Raw genomic sequence first — 17,179 nt, forward strand, 5'->3', positions numbered from 1 at the left:
TCTCGCTGCCCGCTCTCGCGGCGGGCAGGCTCGTCAGTCCGGCGGCGGTCCGGTCGTTCGACGACCCGGGTTACATTTTCCGTTCCCGGGGGGGGCCCCCCCCGGGGGGGGCCCGGCCCCCCCCCCCCCCCCCCCCCCCCGGGCCCCCTTCGTCCGGGACACCGCACCGGGACACCGCACCGGGACACCGCACCGGGCAGGCGGATTCAGCCCTTCGGCTTCCCGGCCACGGCGATCAGATAGCCGAGCACGTCGCGCTCCAGGACGCCCACCCGGGTGACCATGGCCTTGAACTCGTCGGCGTACTCCTGTCCGGCCTTCTCCGCGATGATGGGGGCGTTCTTCTCCAGCTGCTGGGGAATCCTGGCGGCGGAGACCCGCAGCTGTTCGGTCGCGTCGTCGAACCGCTCCACCGTCAGCCCCGCCGATCCGAGCATCGCGCGGTACTCCTCCGCGGTCGGGAGCGCATCGACCGTGAAGCCCTCCTTCAGCGCGCTGCGCTGCTCGGCCGTCAGCTCGGTGCGCTCCACGTAGTCGGAGAGCACGAACGTACCGCCGGGCACCAGCACCCGCTGGATCTCCCGCAACGCCTGATCACGGTCGGACATGTACATCACCGACTCCACGGCCCAGACATGCTCGAAGGAGTCGTCCGGGTAGGGCAGACGCATGCCGTCGGCCTGCTCGAAGACCACGGTCTCCGAGAGCCCGGCCTCGGCGGCGAGCGCGGTGGCCTGCTCGACCTGCTTCGCGCTGATGTTGATCCCGGTGACGTGGGCGCCGGTGATCTGCGCGGCCCGGATCGCCGGACGGCCGAAGCCGCATCCCACGTCCAGCAGCCGCTGGCCCTTGCCGAGCCCGCACGCCTCCACCAGTACGTCGATGAGCCGGTCCTTGGGTTCGGTCTCCTCGTCCGCACCGTCGAACCAGCCGATGTGCAGATTGAAGGCGGCGGTTCCGAACAACTCGTAGAGCCAGTTCCGGTCGTCGAAGTACTCGCCTACCTCGTCGGCGCTCTTCGCTCCGTACTGCGACATGCGGGACTCCTCGTCTCAGTGGTGGTCACCCGGCCGTGGCCCACCCTGTTGCGCCTCGCTCGAAGGCTCCTCGTACGGGTGTCCAGGCGGGCCCGCTCCCCCTCTCCCGCGCGGCCGGGGAGCGACGCGGGCATCGAGTGCTCCTCCAGCCGGGCTGGATCGGCCGCGGGCACCTTGTGCAACGCCTCAGTGCTACGACGAGCGAGGAAGTGGGTCGCATGCCGGGCCAGCCGACAACCACCACCGAACTGCCGACCAGGGCGCAGCGGCTCGCGGCCGTGGCCGACCGCCACGCCGTCGGAGCGGACCGTGACGGAGTGCTGCACAGGGATGTCCTGGACGGGATCCTCGACGCGGGCTTCGCCCGGCACTTCGTGCCCCGGGAGTGGGGCGGAACCGCCGGCCGGAGCACGGACCTGCTGCGCGCCACCGCCGTGCTCGGCGACGGCTGCACCTCGGCGGCCTGGACGGCATCGGTGATCGCGGGCGCCGCACGGATGGGCGCGTACCTGCCCGAGCAGGGTCAGCGGGATCTCTGGGCCAAGGGCGCGGACACCGTGGTGGTGGGCGCCCTGATGCCACGGGGCGACGCGACGAGGACGGCCGGCGGCTGGCGGTTGAGCGGGCGGTGGGAGTTCACCAGCGGGGTGGGCTTCTCCGACTGGGCGCTGGTGTGCGCGACGGTGTCCGGCGAGTGCGGCCGGGAGGCGTGGTTCTTCGCGCTGCCCCGGCGGGAGTACACGGTGACGGAGAGCTGGGACGCCGTGGGCATGCGCGGCACGGCCGGCGACACGCTGGTCGCCGACGACGTGTTCGTACCGGAGCACCGGGGCTTTCCCCGCGCGCAGGTGATGGCCGGACGCAGCACGGTTTCGACGGCCCGCTGCCACACGGCGCCGCTGCGCCTGGTGAGCGGTCTGCTGTTCGGCGCCCCCGCGCTCGGTGCGGCACGTCGGGCGCTGCGGAGCTGGTCCCGGCACACGGCTCCGGGCGCCCGGCCCGTCGAGGCCGATCCGCTGCCCCGGCTGACGCTGACCCGCGCCGCCACCGATGTCGACGCGGCGGCGCTGCTGCTCGAACGGGCCGCCGGGGTCGCCGATTCCGACGCGGCGACGGCCGGCGAGGCGTTGCGCAACCCGGTGGACTGCGCCGCGGCGGTGGAGCGGCTCGTCGACACCGTCGAACTGCTGTACCGCACCGTCGGCAGCACCGGGCAGCTCGCCTCGAACCCCCTCCAGCGTGTCTGGCGGGACGTGCACACCCTCTCCAGCCATGTGGCGCTCCGCTTCGCCCCCGCGGCCACCGCCTACGGGGAGCATCTCCTGGCCCAGGCCCGGGAGCCCGGGGCGGAGCGGGACAGCTGACCCCGGGCGACCACCTCCCGACCACCTCCCGACCGACGAAAGGCGACCGGAATGACGAGTACGCAGGCCGACACCTCCGCAGCGGGCCCCAAGGGCTATGTGTCCGCCGACCTCTACGCGCAGGTGCAGCAGTTCTACGCCCGCCAGATGGGCCTCATCGACGACGGAAAGCCCGACGAGTGGGCCGGGACCTTCACGGAGGACGCGGTCTTCGAGGAGGCCGGCCGGCTGAAGGAGCCGGTACGGGGCAGGGAGGCGATCCGGCTCTCCAGCCGCGCCCGGCAGGAGCGGCTGGAGCGGGACGGGATCGATTTCCGGCACTGGCTGAGCATGCTCGACGTCAGCCCGCAGGACGACGGGAGCCTGCGCGCCCGTACGTACGCGCTGGCGATGCGTACTCCGCGCGGCGGTGCGCTGGACGTCTTCGCCAGCGTGGTGTGCCACGACCACCTGGTCGCGGTGGACGGGGTCTGGCAGGTGCGCCACCGGAATCTGAGCCACGACGGTTCGCCCCAAGACTGAGCGACGAGGAGTCAGCATGAAGTTCGGGATCGTCTTCTTTCCCACCGTCGGACCGGCCGACCGGTCGGCCCAGCAGTACTTCGACGAGAGCCTCCGGCTGGTCGACCTGGCCGAGGAACTGGGCTTCGTCCACGTCAAAATGGTGGAGCACTACTTCTTCTCGTACGGCGGCTACAGCCCCGACCCGGTCACCTTCCTGGCCGCGGCGGCGGGCCGCACCAGCCGCATCCGGCTCGGCACGAGTGCGACCATCCCCGCGTTCCAGCACCCCGTCAAGCTGGCCGGCAAGCTCGCCATGCTCGACAACATCTCGAACGGCCGGGTGGACGCCGCGTTCGGACGGGCCTTCCTGCCGGACGAGTTCAAGGCTTTCGGCATCCCCATGGACGAGAGCAAGGACCGCTTCGTCGAGGGTGTGCAGGCCATCAAGCGGCTCTGGACGGAGGAGGACGTCGTCTTCGACGGCCGGTTCCACCAGTTCGGCCCGGTCACCCTGCTGCCGCGTCCGGTCCAGCAGCCGCATCCGCCCGTCTTCGTCACCACCGCCCGCAGCGCCGAGTCCTGCGCCGAGGCGGGGCGTGCGGGGCACAGCCTGCAGACGGTGCCCAACGTGATGTCCACCGACGAGCTGAAGAACCGGCTGAGCGTCTACCGCGCGGAATGGGCCGCCTCCGGCCACACACCGGGAACCGAGCAGATCCACTTCAGCTACCCGTGCGTGGTCGCCCCCAACGGCGAGGAGGCCCGCCGTCTGGGACGCCACGACGACGACCGCAACACCGCGGCGATCCACCGGGCGGTGCAGTCGTGGGGCACCACCACCAGCTCCGCCTACCCGGGTTACGAGCGGCTGTTCGAGGCGACGAAGAGGTCCCACTTCGAGGACAAGATGGACGCCAAGAAGCTCCTCATCGGCTCCCCGGAACAGGTCAGGTCCCAACTGGAGGACATCGCCGACTGGTTCGGCGACGACATCACCATCAGCCTCGGCGTCCACTCGGGTCACCTCGGCTTCGAGGACGCCGCCACCACGATGCGGCTGATGGCCGAGCAGGTCATCCCCAAACTGTCCCAGCGATGAGGCGAGGTCGGGCAAGCGCATGAGCGAGCAGAACGAGAACACCCGTACGGTCACGGTGATCGGAGCGGGCACCATCGGCCTGAGCTGGATCGCGCTCTTCCTCGGATACGGGCTGCGGGTGCGGGTCAACAGCCGTCGCCCGGACGCGGAGCGGATCGTCCAGGACGCCCTGGAGCTCTACGCCCCCTTCCTGCCGGAGCAGGCGGACCGGTTGGCCGACGCCGCCTCCCGGCTGGAGTTCGAGCCCGATCTGGAGAGGGCGGTGGCGGACGCCGACGTCGTCGTGGAGAACGCCCCCGACGACCTGGCGCTGAAGCAGGAACTGTTCGAGCGGGTGGGCAAGGCGGCGCCGGCCGGTGCGCTGCTCCTGTCCTCCACCTCGATGCTGAGCCCCGACGACATGGGGGCGCGGATGGCGGACGCCCGCCGGCTCGTCGTGGGCCACCCGTTCAATCCGCCCCACGTGGTGCCGCTGGTCGAGGTCGTGGCGGGCGAGGGGACGGACCCGGCGGCGGTGGGGGAGGCGGTGGAGTTCTACCGCTCGGTCGGCCGGCACCCGGTCGTCCTGCGCAGGCAGATCCTCGCCTTCGCGGCCAACCGGCTGCAGAACGCCATGCTCCGGGAGTCGATCCACCTCGTACGCGAGGGCGTGGTCACCGTGGGAGAGCTGGACGAGGTCGTGACCAACTCCATCGGGCTGCGCTGGTCCACCATCGGCCCCTTCCAGGCCTTCCACCTGGGCGGCGGCGAGGGGGGCCTGCGCAAGTGGCTCACCGGTCGCGCGGTCGGCCTGGAGCAGGGCTGGGAGCTGCTGGGGCGCCCGAAGGTGGACGACGGGCTCATCGAGACGCTGGTCCAGCAGGCGGAGGAGGCGTTCGGCGACCGGAGCTACGCGGAGCTCGTCCAGGCCCGCGACATCAAGCAGGTGGCCGTGCTGAAGGCGCTCGCCGCTCAGCCGCCGAACGTGTAGAGCACCTATCCGAGTACCAGGAGCGAGGTCCATCCCTCATGTCCGAAGCACCCCTCAAGATCGGCATCATCATCGGAAGCGTCCGCACCGGACGGTACGCCGACACCATCGCCGACTGGTTCACCGCCGAGGCTCGCAACCGTACCGACCTGGACATACAGGTCATCGACCTCGCCGAGCCGGCGATCCTCGACGAGCTCAAGCTGACGCTCGACGCACGGCCGGAGCCGGCCGAGACGCCTGGCCTGGCCGACCGCGTCGAGGCGCTCGACGGCTATGTCGTGATCACCCCCGAGTACAACCACGGTTATCCCGCCTCTCTCAAGCTGGCCATCGACTACGTGTACACCGCCTGGCAGGCGAAGCCGGTCTCGTTCGTCTCCTACGGAGGCATGGCCGGCGGCCAGCGGGCCGTGGAGCAGCTCCGGCAGGTCTTCGCGGAGATGCACGCCGTCACCCTGCGCGACGTCGTGAGCTTCCACAACATGTGGGAGCAGTTCGACGCGGAGGGACGCCCGCACGCCCCGGAGCCGATCGGCAAGGCCGCCGAAGTCCTCCTCGACCAGCTGGCCTGGTGGGGCAGGACGCTGCGCGCGGGGCGCGAGAAGCAGCCGTACACGGCATGACAGCGACTCGCTGAAGACGCCCTGGGAGGCGATGAGAAGTGAACGAAGCCAAGGCCAGCATCCTGGAACAGGTCCGCGCCTACCACGGCAGCGACGAGAAGGAGTTCGAGCCGGGCGTCTCCGAAGTGTGGCCGTCGGGGGCGGTGTTCGACGCCGAGGACCGGATGGCTCTGGTGGAGGCGGCCCTGGACATGCGGATCGCCGCGGGGGTGAGCTCCCGCACCTTCGAGCGGGAGTTCGCCAAGGTCTTCAAGCTCCGCAAGGCCCATCTGGCGAACTCCGGTTCATCGGCGAACCTGCTCGCGCTGTCCGCCCTCACCTCACCCCAGTTGGAGGACCGCCGGCTGGTCCCCGGTGACGAGGTGATCACCGTCGCGGCCGGCTTCCCGACCACGGTGAATCCGATCATCCAGAACGGGCTGGTCCCCGTCTTCGTCGATGTGGAGCTGGGCACCTACAACACCACCCCGGAACGGATCGTCGAGGCCATCGGACCGCGCACGAAGGCCATCATGATCGCCCATTCGCTGGGCAACCCCTTCGCCGCGGAGGAGGTCGCGCGGATCGCCTCCGACCGCGAGCTGTTCCTGATCGAGGACAACTGCGATGCGGTCGGCTCCACGTACCGCTCCCGGCCGACAGGCACCTTCGGCGACATCGCGACGACCAGTTTCTACCCCGCCCACCACATCGCGATGGGCGAGGGCGGCTGTGTGCTCACCGACAATCTGGCACTCGCCAGGATCGTGGAGTCGATGCGGGACTGGGGCCGGGACTGCTGGTGCGAGCCCGGTGAGAACAACCGTTGCTTCAAACGGTTCGACTACCAGATGGGCACGCTGCCGCACGGCTACGACCACAAGTACATCTTCTCGCACGTCGGCTACAACCTGAAGTCGACGGACCTGCAGGCGGCCCTGGGCCTCAGCCAGCTGCGCAAGCTGCCGGAGTTCGGGGCGGCGCGGCGGGCCAACTGGCGGCGGCTGCGCGAGGGGCTGGACTCGGTCCCGGGGCTGATCCTCCCCAGGGCCACCCCGGACAGCGATCCCAGCTGGTTCGGCTTCGCCGTCACCGTGGCCTCCGACGCCCGGTACACCCGCAAGGACCTGGTGAGCTTCCTGGAGGAGCGCAGGATCGGGACCCGGCGGTTCTTCGCCGGCAACCTCACCCGTCACCCGGCCTACATCGACCATCCCCACCGCATCAGCGGCTCCCTGGAGAACAGCGACAAGGTCACCACGGACACCTTCTGGATCGGCGTCTACCCCGGTCTCAGCGAGGAGATGGTCGACTACATGGCGGAGTCCATCAGGGACTTCACCTCGAAGAACTCCTGAGGCCCGCCGGCCGCGGAACACGGCTCCCCTCGCACCCGGTACAGCGGGCGCGAGGGGAGCCGAGGCCGTTCAGGGGGTGCAGCCGAACGAGCGGTCGGCCTTCCGGTGGATCGCCGCGACGAACCCGGCCTGTCGGACGGTCGCCGGGTCCACGGCCGTGTTCTCCGTGGTGATGTCGTGCACGAAGGCGGCGATCGCCGCCGCGTACTGGTCCTCCTGCTGCAGTACGAGTTCCTCCCGGGAGGTTCCCCGCTCGATGCTCAGCACCGGCCGGTGGTCGGCGGGCGGAGTGAAGGCGTGCCGCAGGCGGATCCGCCCGGTGCTGCCCAGCAGCTCGTACTCGGACGTGTACTGATGGTCCATGCCGAACGACAGGTGAGCGGTCACCCCGTCGGCCCGGCGCAGCAGGGCGCTGCCTCCGATGTCGACCCGCTGCTCCGGGTCCAGGCGCAGCCCCGCGCCCAGCAGCTTCAGGTCCGGCCCGAGCAGCAGCAGCGCCGCCCGGAGCGGATAGCCGCACACGTCGAACAGAGCGCCGCCGCCGAGCTCCGGCCGCAGCCGGATGTCCTGCGGGGGGCGGGCGGGGATGGCGAAGGAGGCGGAGAAGGAGCGCAGTTCCCCGATGGCTCCCTCGTCCAGCAGCTCCCGTACCCGCTGGTGCTGGCCGTGGTGGAGGAACATGTAGTTCTCCCGCAGCACCAGCCGCGAGGCACGGGCCAGCGCCACCATCGCGCTGGTCGTCTCGTAGCTGATGGTCAGCGGCTTCTCCGCCAGGACGTGCTTGCCCGCGCGCAGCGACCGGTCGATCCACTCGGCGTGCATCACCGGAGGCAGCGGCAGGTACACGGCGTCGACGCCCGGGTGCTCCAGCAGGGCCCGGTAGTCGTCGACCGGTTCGGCGTCGGCGCACTGGGCGACGAAGCGGGCGGTGTCGGGGTCGCGGCTGGCCACAGCGGCCAGTTCGATCCCGTCGGTCGCCGCCACGGCGGGAAGGATGCGTCTCAGCGCGATGTCGGCGCAGCCCATGAGGCCGAGGCGGATCACGCGATGAACCGCAGGGAGGCGAGGAGGTTGCGGGCCTCGACGGTGACGACGTTGCCGTGGAGCACCAGCTCGGACAACTGGGCGACAGTCACCCACAGGAAGCCGTCCGGCGCTTCGTCGGGCAGGTCCTCATCCGCCTCGACCACGACGTAACGATTCTCCGCCCGGTAGAAGCGGCCGCCCTCTTCCGAGTGGATCACGTCCAGACGGATTCGGGACGGCGGGGCGGACAGGACGTGGTCGAGGAACCTCGGCCGCGAGGCGGACGGCTCCGGGTCGAAGTTGCCGGGGTTGCACCGCACCGTGGGCCCCACCTCGACCACGTCGCGGGTGCCGGCCTCGGTGCACGCCTGGACCAGAAGGTGCCGGACCCCCTGGACGGTCCGGGTCAGGAAGCCGATGAGCCCGCGGCCGACGGGGGCGATCATCGGCTGCGACCACCGGGTCACCTCCCGGTCGCCCGCCTCCACGTCCACGCCGATCACGGAGAAGTAGCGGCCGCTTCCGTGGGTGATGCGCCCGTCCTCCAGGGCCCAGTCCTTCATGCTGTCCAGCCGGACGCGGGAGCGTTCCAGCCTGCGCCCCGCCTTGGCCTCGGTGAACCAGCTGAGAACCTCCGCGGTGGTGTGCGCGGCGGGCTCGTCGGGGCGGGCCGGCAGCGGAAGACCGGCCAGCACGGTCCGGGTGTCCATGTTCACCAGGTTGTCGTGGCGCAGCAGCTCGCCGATCTGCTCCCGGGTCAGCCAGCAGAACCGGTCGAGCACCGGAATCTCCTCGTCCACCTCGACGATCATGTTGCGGTTCCTCTTCTGCAGGAACCAGGCTCCCTGTTCGGACTGCAGGGCGTCGAAGACGACCTTCCCGCGCCGGGGGGCGAGGAAGTGTTCCAGGTAGGGCACCGCGGTTCCCCGGTGCACCCGGGTGTAGTTGCTGTGGGTGGCCTGGACCGTGGGCGACAGCTGCAGGGTGTTGACGTTCCCCGGTTCCATCTTCGCCTGGAGCAGGTAGTGCGGAACGCCTTCGATCCGCTTCACCAGGATGCCCAGGATTCCGGACTCCGGCTGGTTGATGATGGGCTGCGCCCAGGAGCTCCCCTCGCCGTGGCCCGTGCTGACCTCCAGTCCCTCCACCGTGAAGAACCGCCCCGTACGGTGGCGGATCAGCCCCTCGGCGGGATCGGCCTCCCAGCCGTCCAGGCGGTCGAGGGGAACCGGGGTCACCCGGTAGGTATGAGCCTGCTGTCGCTCCGTGAACCAGGCGCGGAACTCCGGCATGCTTCCGAACATGACCAACCTCCCAGAGGGCGGATCGCGCGGCGGTCCCCCCGCGCGCGTCCGCCCATGATCCGGTGACCGTGTGACGCCTCGCTCGGGCGCCGCTCGAAGTCTCGGTACCGCTCAGCCGACGGCGACGAGCCCCCGGAACATGAACGGGGAGCGCCCCCCCTGCGAGGGGTTGAGTACCTCCTGGTGGAGCCGCTGGAGCTCGGCCGAGGGGTCGAGGCCGAGCTCGTCGTTCAGCAGTTGCCGCAGGTTCCGGTACGCCTCCAGCGCCTCGCCGCGGCGGCCGGAGAGGCTGAGGATGGAGATGAGCTGGCCGTGGAACCACTCGTTGAGCGGGTGGTCCTTGACCAGGGAGCGGAGCTCCGCGACGAGTTCGCGCCTGTGTCCCAGCCGGATGCTGGTCTCGATGCGGAGTTCGATGGTGCGCAGCCGCAGCTCTTCCAGATAGGCGATATGTGACGTGAGCACGTCACCTGCAAGGATGTCGGCGAGGACGCGGCCCCGCCACATTCCGAGGGCGTCGGAGAGCAGCCGCAGTGCCGTCTCGTCGTCGCCCTCCCGGAGCTTGTTGCGCGCCTCCCTGATGCGCTCCTCGAAGAGGGCGACGTCCAGTTCGCCGCTCTCCACCTCCATCCGGTAGCCGGGCGGGCAGGTGACCAGGAGCGGCCTGGCGGAGGTCGTGAGCCCTTCCTGGGCGAACGCCTTTCGCGCGTGGTACACGTATGTCTGGAGAGTCGTCAGCGCACTGCGGGGCGGCGAGTCGCCCCACAGCTCCTGTATCAGCGCGTCCACCGGGACGACTTCGTTGGCCCGGGCGAGCAGCAGGGCGAGTACCTGCCGGACCTTGGGAGATCTCAGGGTGCACGGCGTTCCGGAGCCGGTGGTGATTTCGAAGGAACCGAGCAGGCTGAACCTCATAGCGCGTCTCCACTCGTCGATCGGTCACTTTGGGTGGTCGGCGGTGAAGCAATGCGGCTCCCCCGAACCCACGGCACTCCCAAGAGAAGCATCCGCCCCAACAGGAAACCATCCGGAGGGTTTTTGAAGTAGGCGGTTTCTGGGCGTCCCACCACATCCGGCCACCTTCTACCTCTGTCCGGAACGTTTCCAACGCGTAACGGCGAGGGGTGAATGCATAGATCTCTGGGCAATGCGGCGCAGAGAAATGACACACCCGCCACTCCGTCGCTCCTGAGAAATCTCACCACGGTAAAAAAGAAAAATACGTAAGGTTTCTTTTTTGTGAGGGGCCCGCCCATCCGGAACCGCATCTACGGGGAATGGCACCACCCGGACCGGGAGAGAGCCGGGAAAGTCGCGCATGTGCGTCCAGCGGCCCCGCTGCGCCTGTAGACTGTCCGCTTCGAAACTCAACTACCTTTAAAAATGAGGACTGTTCAACACGCCGTCCGAAAGCGGCAAGATCGCATGGCCAACGTGGCGAATAGTCGCCCCTGCGACGCGGGAAGGCGTTGACTCGACGCCGGTCCGCTTCTCCTCGGCTGCCGTCCGGCGCGCCCGCTCCTTCGCCGGCCACGGGCCCAACTCACTCTCCAGCACCAGCCGCCCCAGTGTGCGGTACTCCAGGAGCACCGGTGACGATTTCTGTCAACTGGGCGGTGCGTCAAGGGTTGTTAGGGTTACTGACGGGCTGTCGGGAGCGGGGCCGTGAAAGGTGGTGGCGAACCACGTATTCTCCCGGAGCGGGACGAGCGCCGGATACTTTCGGCCCCAGGCCTCGGCGAATTCGGCCAACCGCTCCAGGACAGCCTCCTCTGTGGGCGCCGTGCAGACGGGCTTGAGGAGTTCGGCGACCTTGCCCCGGTCCTGGCGGGCCGCATAGCGGAAGGAGTTCCGCGGCAGATGGGCCCCCAGGTCTGCGCCTCACGATTTACCGTCCCATCGGAGAGGCCGTGCGGTGGGGGCGAAGGGGTGTGGCGAACGCCTGACCGGCCCCGTTCGAGCCGGGTTGATGGGGATGCAGCGGGATGGAGACGGGTGGCTCTGTCCGTTGTTCTGGCATCGTCGCGGGCGAGAGGCGTCACTGGAGCGGATTCGAGTCCCATCCGCCCCACCGTCCTGATCTCGTAGAGAACCGTTTCTGCCGGCGGGAACGTGAAACGGGGGCCGCCACTCCACAGCGGCGGCCCCCGTTTCATCCGTTCGGATCAAGATCCGGCGGCGGGCTCCCGGCAGGCCGCTGATCCCTCGACCGCCTTGGTGTAGGCGACGAGCAGCTTCTCGATGGCTTCCGGGTCGTCGATGCCCGTGTCGCGGGTCTGGACCACGGTGTAGAGGTCCTGCTCCGGCTGTCTCGACACCTCGCAGGAAGAGACGGTCTTCCCGACGCCGGCTTTGCCGGTATGGACGAAGCGGAGGTCCTCCGACATGGTCCCGTCGTCCGTATCGGAGTACCCCTGCGAGACGGTCGCCGTGGTCTGCCCCTGAGTCCACCAGGCCTGGGCGAGGCTGAGGGCCAGCTTGCCGTCCACGGACAGGTTGCAGCGGACTGTTCCGCCGTTGGGCTTCTCGGTGGCCGTGGTGAGGGAGTCGCCGCCGGGCAGCACGGCCTTCACCAGCGCGGGGTCCACGGAGATCCCGCACAAGGAGCTGGGCACGGTGTACGCCTTCTCGGGCGGTTCATCGCCGGAGCACGCCGACAGGGTGGCGGCGAGAGCGACGGCGGCCGACAGGGAGGCGGCCGGACCAATGAACCGGTGACGCCGGAGAGATCCACGGGCAGACAACGCGGGAAGCCTTTCGAGACGGGGTCGGGAGGACACGTAAGGGCTGCCCCCGGAGATGTGGTCAGATGTCGGTCTTCAAATGAGGATTCAGCTGCTCGGTGTTCGTGCCTGCGGCCCGGAACCCGTCCTGGGTGGCCGCTCGTGCCTTCTCGTCGATGCTGTTGTCCATCAGGTCGTCACGGCCGTGCGTCTTCGCTGCCACCTCGACAGCTTTCTCGGTGTACTCCGAGTTCTTGTCAACGCCGTCCTCCCACCGCTCGCCCATGACGGGGCCGGCGTTGTCCTTGGCCTTCCCTTCGGCGTCCTTGAAGAAGGATTCGAGGACCATGCTGCTCACCGTCTCCGCCGCGCCGCCGGCCACCGCGCCGCCGACGGGGCTGGCGACGAACGACGTGCCGACGCCGATACCCGTACCGATCCCCCCGGAGATGGCGTTCTTCCACTGGGCCATGGACTGTTCGTACTTCTTGTCCTTTTCCTCGGCTTCGCCGGCGACCGCCTCCTGGCGGCCCATGGCCAGTGAGCCGGACACTTCGCCCGAACCATGGGCGACCTCACGGATGGCGAACTCGGTGTCCTTCGAGTAGACCTTGTCCGCCGGCAGATCCGGGTTCATGTGGTAGTCCATGAGGTTCGCCATGTACTGCTTGTTGGCCACCTCCACGGCCGCGTACCCCTCGGCGTTCTGCCCCACGGTCAGCAACAGGGCGTTCACTTCACGGTGGTTGAGCGTGGCGGAGCTTCCGGCGACAGGGAACAGCTTGTCCGTCTCCCCGTCGGAGTCGTTCGTCATGGCCCGGTTGATGTCCGGCAGGTACTCCGAGGTGATCTGCCCGATGCTGTCGACCATGTAGTTGTGCTTGGTGAGCCGTTCGTTGTCGTCCGCGACGGAGGCCACGAGGGACTCGAAGAGCTTGGTCTGCCCCTCGTTGTGGGCCGGGGTGTCCGCTGTCGGCAATTCGCCCGCCGGGTGCCCGGTCGTGGCGGCCTCCAGGGCGAGGGCGAGGGTGTTGCGGCCGGTGTTGTCGTCGTCGCCCTTGAAGTTGGTCTCCTGCGGCCACTCCCGCTCCTCGAAGAGGTACTGGAAGTTGGAGAGCGGGATCTTCCCGTTCTTGCCGTTGCCGTCCGTGTCGCGCTCGAAGGGGGAGTCCTCCTTGGACACGTACTCCTGGTTGAAGAAGTCGGTCGCCGCGTCCGGGCTGTTGGACAACCCCTTGAGATAGCCGGTCAGCGGGTCGCTGCCGCTGTCCTCGCCGATCCGGTTGAGCCACGGGTCCGGTCCCCTGTGCTGCCACGCCATGTTGTCGTGCTCGCCGTTGCCGGTGAGCCTGCGTTCCGTCTCCATGAGCTTGGTGCCGTAGCTCTTGAGGAACTGGTCGTCGTAGTCGCCGGTCCGCATCAGATTGCTCATGACCTGGAAGCCCATGGGGCCGCCGCCCTCCCGGCCGATGGGCTGGTCGCCGAGCTTGATCATGTTGCCCTTCCAGCTCGTCATGTCGGCGGAGTCGCTCTGGGTGGCGGTGGCGAGCGTGAGGCCGAGACTGCGCTGGAGGTCGTCCAACTTGTCGAGCCGTTCGCCGCCGACGTGCGGGTTCACGGCGTAGTCGTTGATGCCCTGCCAGAACTCCAGGGTCTTCTTGGGCCCGAGCTGCGTGGCGAACCGCTCGGCGAACAGCGGGTCGTCCTTGTAGGTGGCCAGACCGCTGTTGATCTTGTCGAAGTCGGCGGACGTGATGTCCTCGGGGTTCTTCGCCGCGATCTTGGCGAGGCTCTCGGCTGCCTCCACGGCCTCGACCGCGGAGTCGCGGTCCTTGTAGGAGGCGTCCGAGAAGCCCGTCTTGGCCTGGTCGGCCAGCGCGGTCAGGACCTTGCTCGCCGAGTTGTCGCTCTCCGTGGCCTTTTTGAGGATGCCCTGCACCTCGTCCCGCAGCGCGGTGACATCGCTCTCGCCGTGCTCGGGGACGGACGTGCCCTTCGCCGCGCGGTCCGGGTGGATGTTCATCGTGACCGTGAAACCGCCGCCGCCGGTGCTGGTGACGGTCAGATTCTTCCGGGCCCCACGGCTGATGGCTTCCTCCAGATCCTTCTTGTACTGCCGCAACTCGTCGCGGGTGTCGGTAAGGATCTTGTGGATGGTGTTGGCCTGGGTGTGGGCATCGGCGAACTCACCTGCGGTCTTGCCGACGAACTCCTTGGTGACCTGAGCGTTCAAGCCGGCCCAGTCGGCCGCGTTGGCGGCTTTGTGCAACCCGTCCCGGGCCTGCTTCTTCAGCTGCGCGAGGTTGCGCACGAGCAGGCCCCAGTCGGTGACCGCTTCGTCGAGCGTGGCGAAGTTGCCGAAGCGCAGCGCGTCGAGATCCATAGGTGGTCGATTCTCCTGTTACGTCTCGGTGGTCGCGCCGCTACTTCTTCTGCTCGTACGCCGGGTTCTTCTTCCCCGGCTCGCCGACCCGCTCGTCGAACCCGGCGTCCAGGGTGTCGATGCTGCTCATCTGGCGTTGGATGTAGTGGTGGTCACCGGCGTGCACCTTCTTGGTGACCTGCATGTGGTTGGCGATGTGGGCGCACGCGTCCATGAGCGACTTCAGCTGTTCGTCCCACCGTTTCGCCACGTGCTTGAGCCCACCGCCCAGCGCGAAGCCCTGGCTACTCAGATCACCGGCCGCCTTGTCGCTGCTGGGGACGGCCACCCGGGCCTTGCCCCAGAGCTGGTCGTAGAGGCCGTGCGCCTGGCTGCCGATCTTCACCAGATCGCCGTTGCTCACCTTGAGATCGCCGGTCTGCCCGGGCAGGGTCGCGGAGCCGCCGCCCCCGGGGTCGAGCTGGTTCAGCTGCATTCCGGTGGCCTGACGCTGAACGGCATCCGCCTTCAGCTGCTCCCACTCGTCCCATGCCATGAAGAACCCTTCCCCCGCGCACCCGCTGTGTTCTGTCGCGCCCGGTGGGCGCCTCTGCTTCGAGCCAAGCTAGCAACTCGACCAGGTGTTCACGTCGGGCGCACTCCGATCCTTGGACGGTGGTGGTGACCATCTCGTGGAGGTTTCGGGAGCGGCGCTGCACGATGTCCTGCAGTCGAGCGGTTTGCTCGCCTTTGCTTCGTACGAAGACTCGGCGCGAGTCGACGTCTTACCGGCAGGCCGTTGATCCCTCGACCGCCTTGGTGTAGGCGACGAGCAGCTTCTCGATGGCGGTGGGGTCGTCGATGCCCGTGTCGCGGGTCTCGACCGCTGTGTAGAGGTCCTGCTCCGGGTGTTCCGACGTCTTGCAGGAAGGGACGGTCCTGCCGACGCCCGCCTGCCCGCTGTAGATGAAGCGTTCGTCTTCGGACATCGTTCCGTCCTTCGTGCCGGGGTACGCCGGCGATACCGCTGCCGTGGTCTTCCCCTCGCTCCACCAGCCCTGGGCGAGGCTGAGGACCAGCTTGCCGTCCACGGACAGGTTGCAGCGGACCGTTCCGCCGTTGGGCTTCTCGGTGGCCGTGGTGAGGGAGTCGCCGCCGGGCAGCACGGCCTTCACCAGCGCGGGGTCCACGGAGATCCCGCACAAGGAGCTGGGCACGGTGTACGCCTTCTCGGGCGGTTCACCGCCGGAGCACGCCGACAGGGTGGCGGCGAGAGCGACGGCGGCCGACAGGGAGAAGGCCCTGCCGGTGAACCGACGACGCCGAAGAGTTCCACGGGCAGACAACGCGAGAGGCCTCTCGGGAGGGTGGCAAGGACGGCTCCGACCGTATCCCGGTGGGCGTCCCTGCTTCCGGCCCGGCCGGCAACCCACTCGGTCGTCCCTGCTGGGCGCGGTGGTGTCCCCGCCCCCGGAACCGTCGGACCAAGCGTCCTGGCTACCATCCCCTGTGACCGAATCAGCCGAACCGCGTGCACCCCGCACCCACATACTCGCCGACCTCACGCCCCTGCGGACCTCCCCCGACTACCGGCGGCTCTGGTTCGGGAACACCGTGTCCTGGATCGGGCAGGGCATGACGGCGCTGGCGGTGTCGCTCCAGGTCTACGACATCACCGGGTCCGCGTTCTCGGTCGGGCTCATCGGGTTCTGCTCGCTCGTGCCGCTCGTCGTCTTCGGGCTCTACGGAGGGGCCGTCGCCGACACCGTCGACCGGCGCAAGCTCGGACTGTTCAGCGCCTTCGGGTCGTTCGGCCTCTCCCTCGTCCTGGTGGCGACGACCGTCGTGGACGTCGAGCACGTCGGCCCGCTGTACGCGATCGTCGCCCTCCAGGCCGTCTGCTTCGCCCTCAACGCGCCGGCCCGCTCCTCGATGATCGCGCGGCTGCTGCCGGCCGAACAACTGCCGGCCGCCAACGCGTTGACCACCATGACCAGCACGACGGGCATGCTCGTCGGACCGATGCTGGGCGGACTGATCGTCGGCTGGTGGGGCTACCGGGCCGCGTACACCGTGGACGCCGTCTGCTTCACCGCCTCCCTGTACGCGATGTGGCGGCTGCCCTCGATGCTGCCCGACCGCGAGGGCGGCGGGGCGGGCAAGCGGGCCTCCGTCCTGGACGGGCTGCGGTTCCTCGGAACCCGGCCCAACCTGCGGATGACCTTCTTCACCGACCTGTGCGCCATGGTCCTGGCCCACCCCCGCGCCCTCTTCCCGGCCGTCGCCGTCCTCTGGTACGGGGGCGACGCGCGGACCACCGGGCTGCTCGTCGCCGCCCCGGCCCTGGGCGCGCTGCTCGGCGGGGTGTTCTCCGGATGGCTCGGCCGCATCCGGCGGCACGGGCTGGCGATCCTGCTGGCCGTGGGCTCCTGGGGCGCGGCCGTCGCCGTCTTCGGGCTGACCCGCAACCTCTGGCTCGGGCTGCTGTTCCTGGCCCTCGCCGGGTGCGCCGACACCGTCTCCATGGTCTTCCGCAACACCATGCTCCAAGCGGCCGTGCCCGACGAACTGCGCGGCCGGCTCCAGGGCGTGTTCATCGTCGTCGTGGCGGGCGGGCCCCGGCTCGGCGACTTCCTGGCCGGGTCGGTGGCCGACCTCGCCACACCCGCGGTCGCCGTCACCGGCGGCGGCCTCCTGTGCGTGGCGGGGGTGGCCCTGCTCGCGCTGAAGTGGCGCGCCTTCGCCCGCTACGACGCCCGCGACCCGCAGCCCTGAGGGCACCCCCCTACGGCCGTGCGCACCTGCCCCCCACGGCCGCGCGGGAGTC

16 protein-coding genes are annotated in these 17,179 nt (G+C 69.2%); 7 read left to right on the forward strand and 9 right to left on the reverse strand.

From position 1 onward, the window contains the following. Nucleotides 1–206: 206 nt before the first annotated feature. Nucleotides 207–1,037, reverse strand: coding sequence for an SAM-dependent methyltransferase (locus tag ACH4K1_RS31250; RefSeq protein WP_398092905.1), 831 nt, complete (start codon nucleotides 1,035–1,037; stop codon nucleotides 207–209). 218 nt (nucleotides 1,038–1,255) lie between these two features. Between ACH4K1_RS31250 and ACH4K1_RS31255 the strand changes: the two genes are divergently transcribed. The 6 genes from ACH4K1_RS31255 to rfbH are packed head-to-tail and all read left to right on the forward strand — an operon-like array spanning nucleotide 1,256 to nucleotide 6,937. Further along, nucleotides 1,256–2,401, forward strand: a complete 1,146-nt coding sequence (locus ACH4K1_RS31255; protein WP_398092906.1) for an acyl-CoA dehydrogenase family protein — start codon at nucleotides 1,256–1,258, stop codon at nucleotides 2,399–2,401. A gap of 51 nt (nucleotides 2,402–2,452) precedes the next feature. Further along, nucleotides 2,453–2,923, forward strand: a complete 471-nt coding sequence (locus ACH4K1_RS31260; RefSeq protein WP_398092907.1) for a nuclear transport factor 2 family protein — start codon at nucleotides 2,453–2,455, stop codon at nucleotides 2,921–2,923. 16 nt (nucleotides 2,924–2,939) lie between these two features. Then, nucleotides 2,940–4,004 (forward strand): LLM class flavin-dependent oxidoreductase, encoded by a 1,065-nt coding sequence (locus tag ACH4K1_RS31265; protein WP_398092908.1) that lies wholly within the window; start codon nucleotides 2,940–2,942, stop codon nucleotides 4,002–4,004. A 19-nt stretch (nucleotides 4,005–4,023) separates the two neighbouring features. Beyond that, nucleotides 4,024–4,974, forward strand: a complete 951-nt coding sequence (locus ACH4K1_RS31270) for a 3-hydroxyacyl-CoA dehydrogenase NAD-binding domain-containing protein (protein ID WP_398092909.1) — start codon at nucleotides 4,024–4,026, stop codon at nucleotides 4,972–4,974. Nucleotides 4,975–5,012: 38 nt separating this feature from the next. Beyond that, nucleotides 5,013–5,600, forward strand: a complete 588-nt coding sequence (locus tag ACH4K1_RS31275; protein ID WP_398092910.1) for an NADPH-dependent FMN reductase — start codon at nucleotides 5,013–5,015, stop codon at nucleotides 5,598–5,600. Between the two features lie 38 nt (nucleotides 5,601–5,638). Beyond that, nucleotides 5,639–6,937, forward strand: coding sequence for a lipopolysaccharide biosynthesis protein RfbH (rfbH, locus tag ACH4K1_RS31280; RefSeq protein WP_398092911.1), 1,299 nt, complete (start codon nucleotides 5,639–5,641; stop codon nucleotides 6,935–6,937). A gap of 69 nt (nucleotides 6,938–7,006) precedes the next feature. On the opposite strand, the gene ACH4K1_RS31285 is transcribed toward rfbH, so the two are convergent. From ACH4K1_RS31285 to ACH4K1_RS31320, 8 genes are all read right to left on the reverse strand, one after another. Beyond that, a complete protein-coding gene (locus ACH4K1_RS31285; RefSeq protein ID WP_398092912.1) occupies nucleotides 7,007–7,981 on the reverse strand; it encodes a Gfo/Idh/MocA family protein in 975 nt (324 codons plus the stop codon). Next, nucleotides 7,978–9,267, reverse strand: coding sequence for an NDP-hexose 2,3-dehydratase family protein (locus ACH4K1_RS31290; protein ID WP_398092913.1), 1,290 nt, complete (start codon nucleotides 9,265–9,267; stop codon nucleotides 7,978–7,980). Before ACH4K1_RS31290 ends, ACH4K1_RS31285 begins: the two co-directional genes overlap by 4 nt. Before the next feature lie 111 nt (nucleotides 9,268–9,378). Then, a complete protein-coding gene (locus tag ACH4K1_RS31295) occupies nucleotides 9,379–10,182 on the reverse strand; it encodes a BTAD domain-containing putative transcriptional regulator (protein ID WP_398092914.1) in 804 nt (267 codons plus the stop codon). A 690-nt stretch (nucleotides 10,183–10,872) separates the two neighbouring features. Beyond that, entirely contained in the window at nucleotides 10,873–11,139 is a 267-nt protein-coding gene (locus tag ACH4K1_RS31300) for a transposase (protein WP_398092966.1), read from the reverse strand. A 293-nt stretch (nucleotides 11,140–11,432) separates the two neighbouring features. Further along, entirely contained in the window at nucleotides 11,433–11,882 is a 450-nt protein-coding gene (locus ACH4K1_RS31305) for a hypothetical protein (protein ID WP_398092915.1), read from the reverse strand. 190 nt (nucleotides 11,883–12,072) lie between these two features. Then, the gene (locus tag ACH4K1_RS31310) at nucleotides 12,073–14,373 is read right to left on the reverse strand and encodes a hypothetical protein (RefSeq protein ID WP_398092916.1); all 2,301 of its coding nucleotides are present in this window, start codon (nucleotides 14,371–14,373) and stop codon (nucleotides 12,073–12,075) included. Between the two features lie 40 nt (nucleotides 14,374–14,413). Further along, entirely contained in the window at nucleotides 14,414–14,908 is a 495-nt protein-coding gene (locus tag ACH4K1_RS31315; protein ID WP_398092917.1) for a hypothetical protein, read from the reverse strand. Between the two features lie 229 nt (nucleotides 14,909–15,137). Next, the gene (locus ACH4K1_RS31320; RefSeq protein ID WP_398092918.1) at nucleotides 15,138–15,569 is read right to left on the reverse strand and encodes a hypothetical protein; all 432 of its coding nucleotides are present in this window, start codon (nucleotides 15,567–15,569) and stop codon (nucleotides 15,138–15,140) included. A 292-nt stretch (nucleotides 15,570–15,861) separates the two neighbouring features. Here ACH4K1_RS31320 and ACH4K1_RS31325 point away from each other — a divergent pair, with 292 nt between their 5' ends. Further along, on the forward strand, nucleotides 15,862–17,127 hold the full coding sequence (locus ACH4K1_RS31325; protein ID WP_398092919.1) for an MFS transporter: 1,266 nt from the start codon (nucleotides 15,862–15,864) through the stop codon (nucleotides 17,125–17,127). Nucleotides 17,128–17,179: the final 52 nt, after the last annotated feature.

The sequence above is a fragment of the Streptomyces sp. NPDC017448 genome (assembly GCF_044330565.1).
Lineage (GTDB): Bacteria > Actinomycetota > Actinomycetes > Streptomycetales > Streptomycetaceae > Streptomyces.

Coding starts and splice junctions, on each gene's coding strand:
- ACH4K1_RS31295 (WP_398092914.1), bottom strand. CDS start 10,182: ATGAGGTTCAGCCTGCTCGGTTCCTTCGAAATCACCACCGGCTCCGGA.
- ACH4K1_RS31275 (WP_398092910.1), top strand. CDS start 5,013: ATGTCCGAAGCACCCCTCAAGATCGGCATCATCATCGGAAGCGTCCGC.
- ACH4K1_RS31250 (WP_398092905.1), bottom strand. CDS start 1,037: ATGTCGCAGTACGGAGCGAAGAGCGCCGACGAGGTAGGCGAGTACTTC.
- ACH4K1_RS31265 (WP_398092908.1), top strand. CDS start 2,940: ATGAAGTTCGGGATCGTCTTCTTTCCCACCGTCGGACCGGCCGACCGG.
- ACH4K1_RS31290 (WP_398092913.1), bottom strand. CDS start 9,267: ATGTTCGGAAGCATGCCGGAGTTCCGCGCCTGGTTCACGGAGCGACAG.
- ACH4K1_RS31270 (WP_398092909.1), top strand. CDS start 4,024: ATGAGCGAGCAGAACGAGAACACCCGTACGGTCACGGTGATCGGAGCG.
- ACH4K1_RS31315 (WP_398092917.1), bottom strand. CDS start 14,908: ATGGCATGGGACGAGTGGGAGCAGCTGAAGGCGGATGCCGTTCAGCGT.
- ACH4K1_RS31310 (WP_398092916.1), bottom strand. CDS start 14,373: ATGGATCTCGACGCGCTGCGCTTCGGCAACTTCGCCACGCTCGACGAA.
- ACH4K1_RS31260 (WP_398092907.1), top strand. CDS start 2,453: ATGACGAGTACGCAGGCCGACACCTCCGCAGCGGGCCCCAAGGGCTAT.
- ACH4K1_RS31255 (WP_398092906.1), top strand. CDS start 1,256: ATGCCGGGCCAGCCGACAACCACCACCGAACTGCCGACCAGGGCGCAG.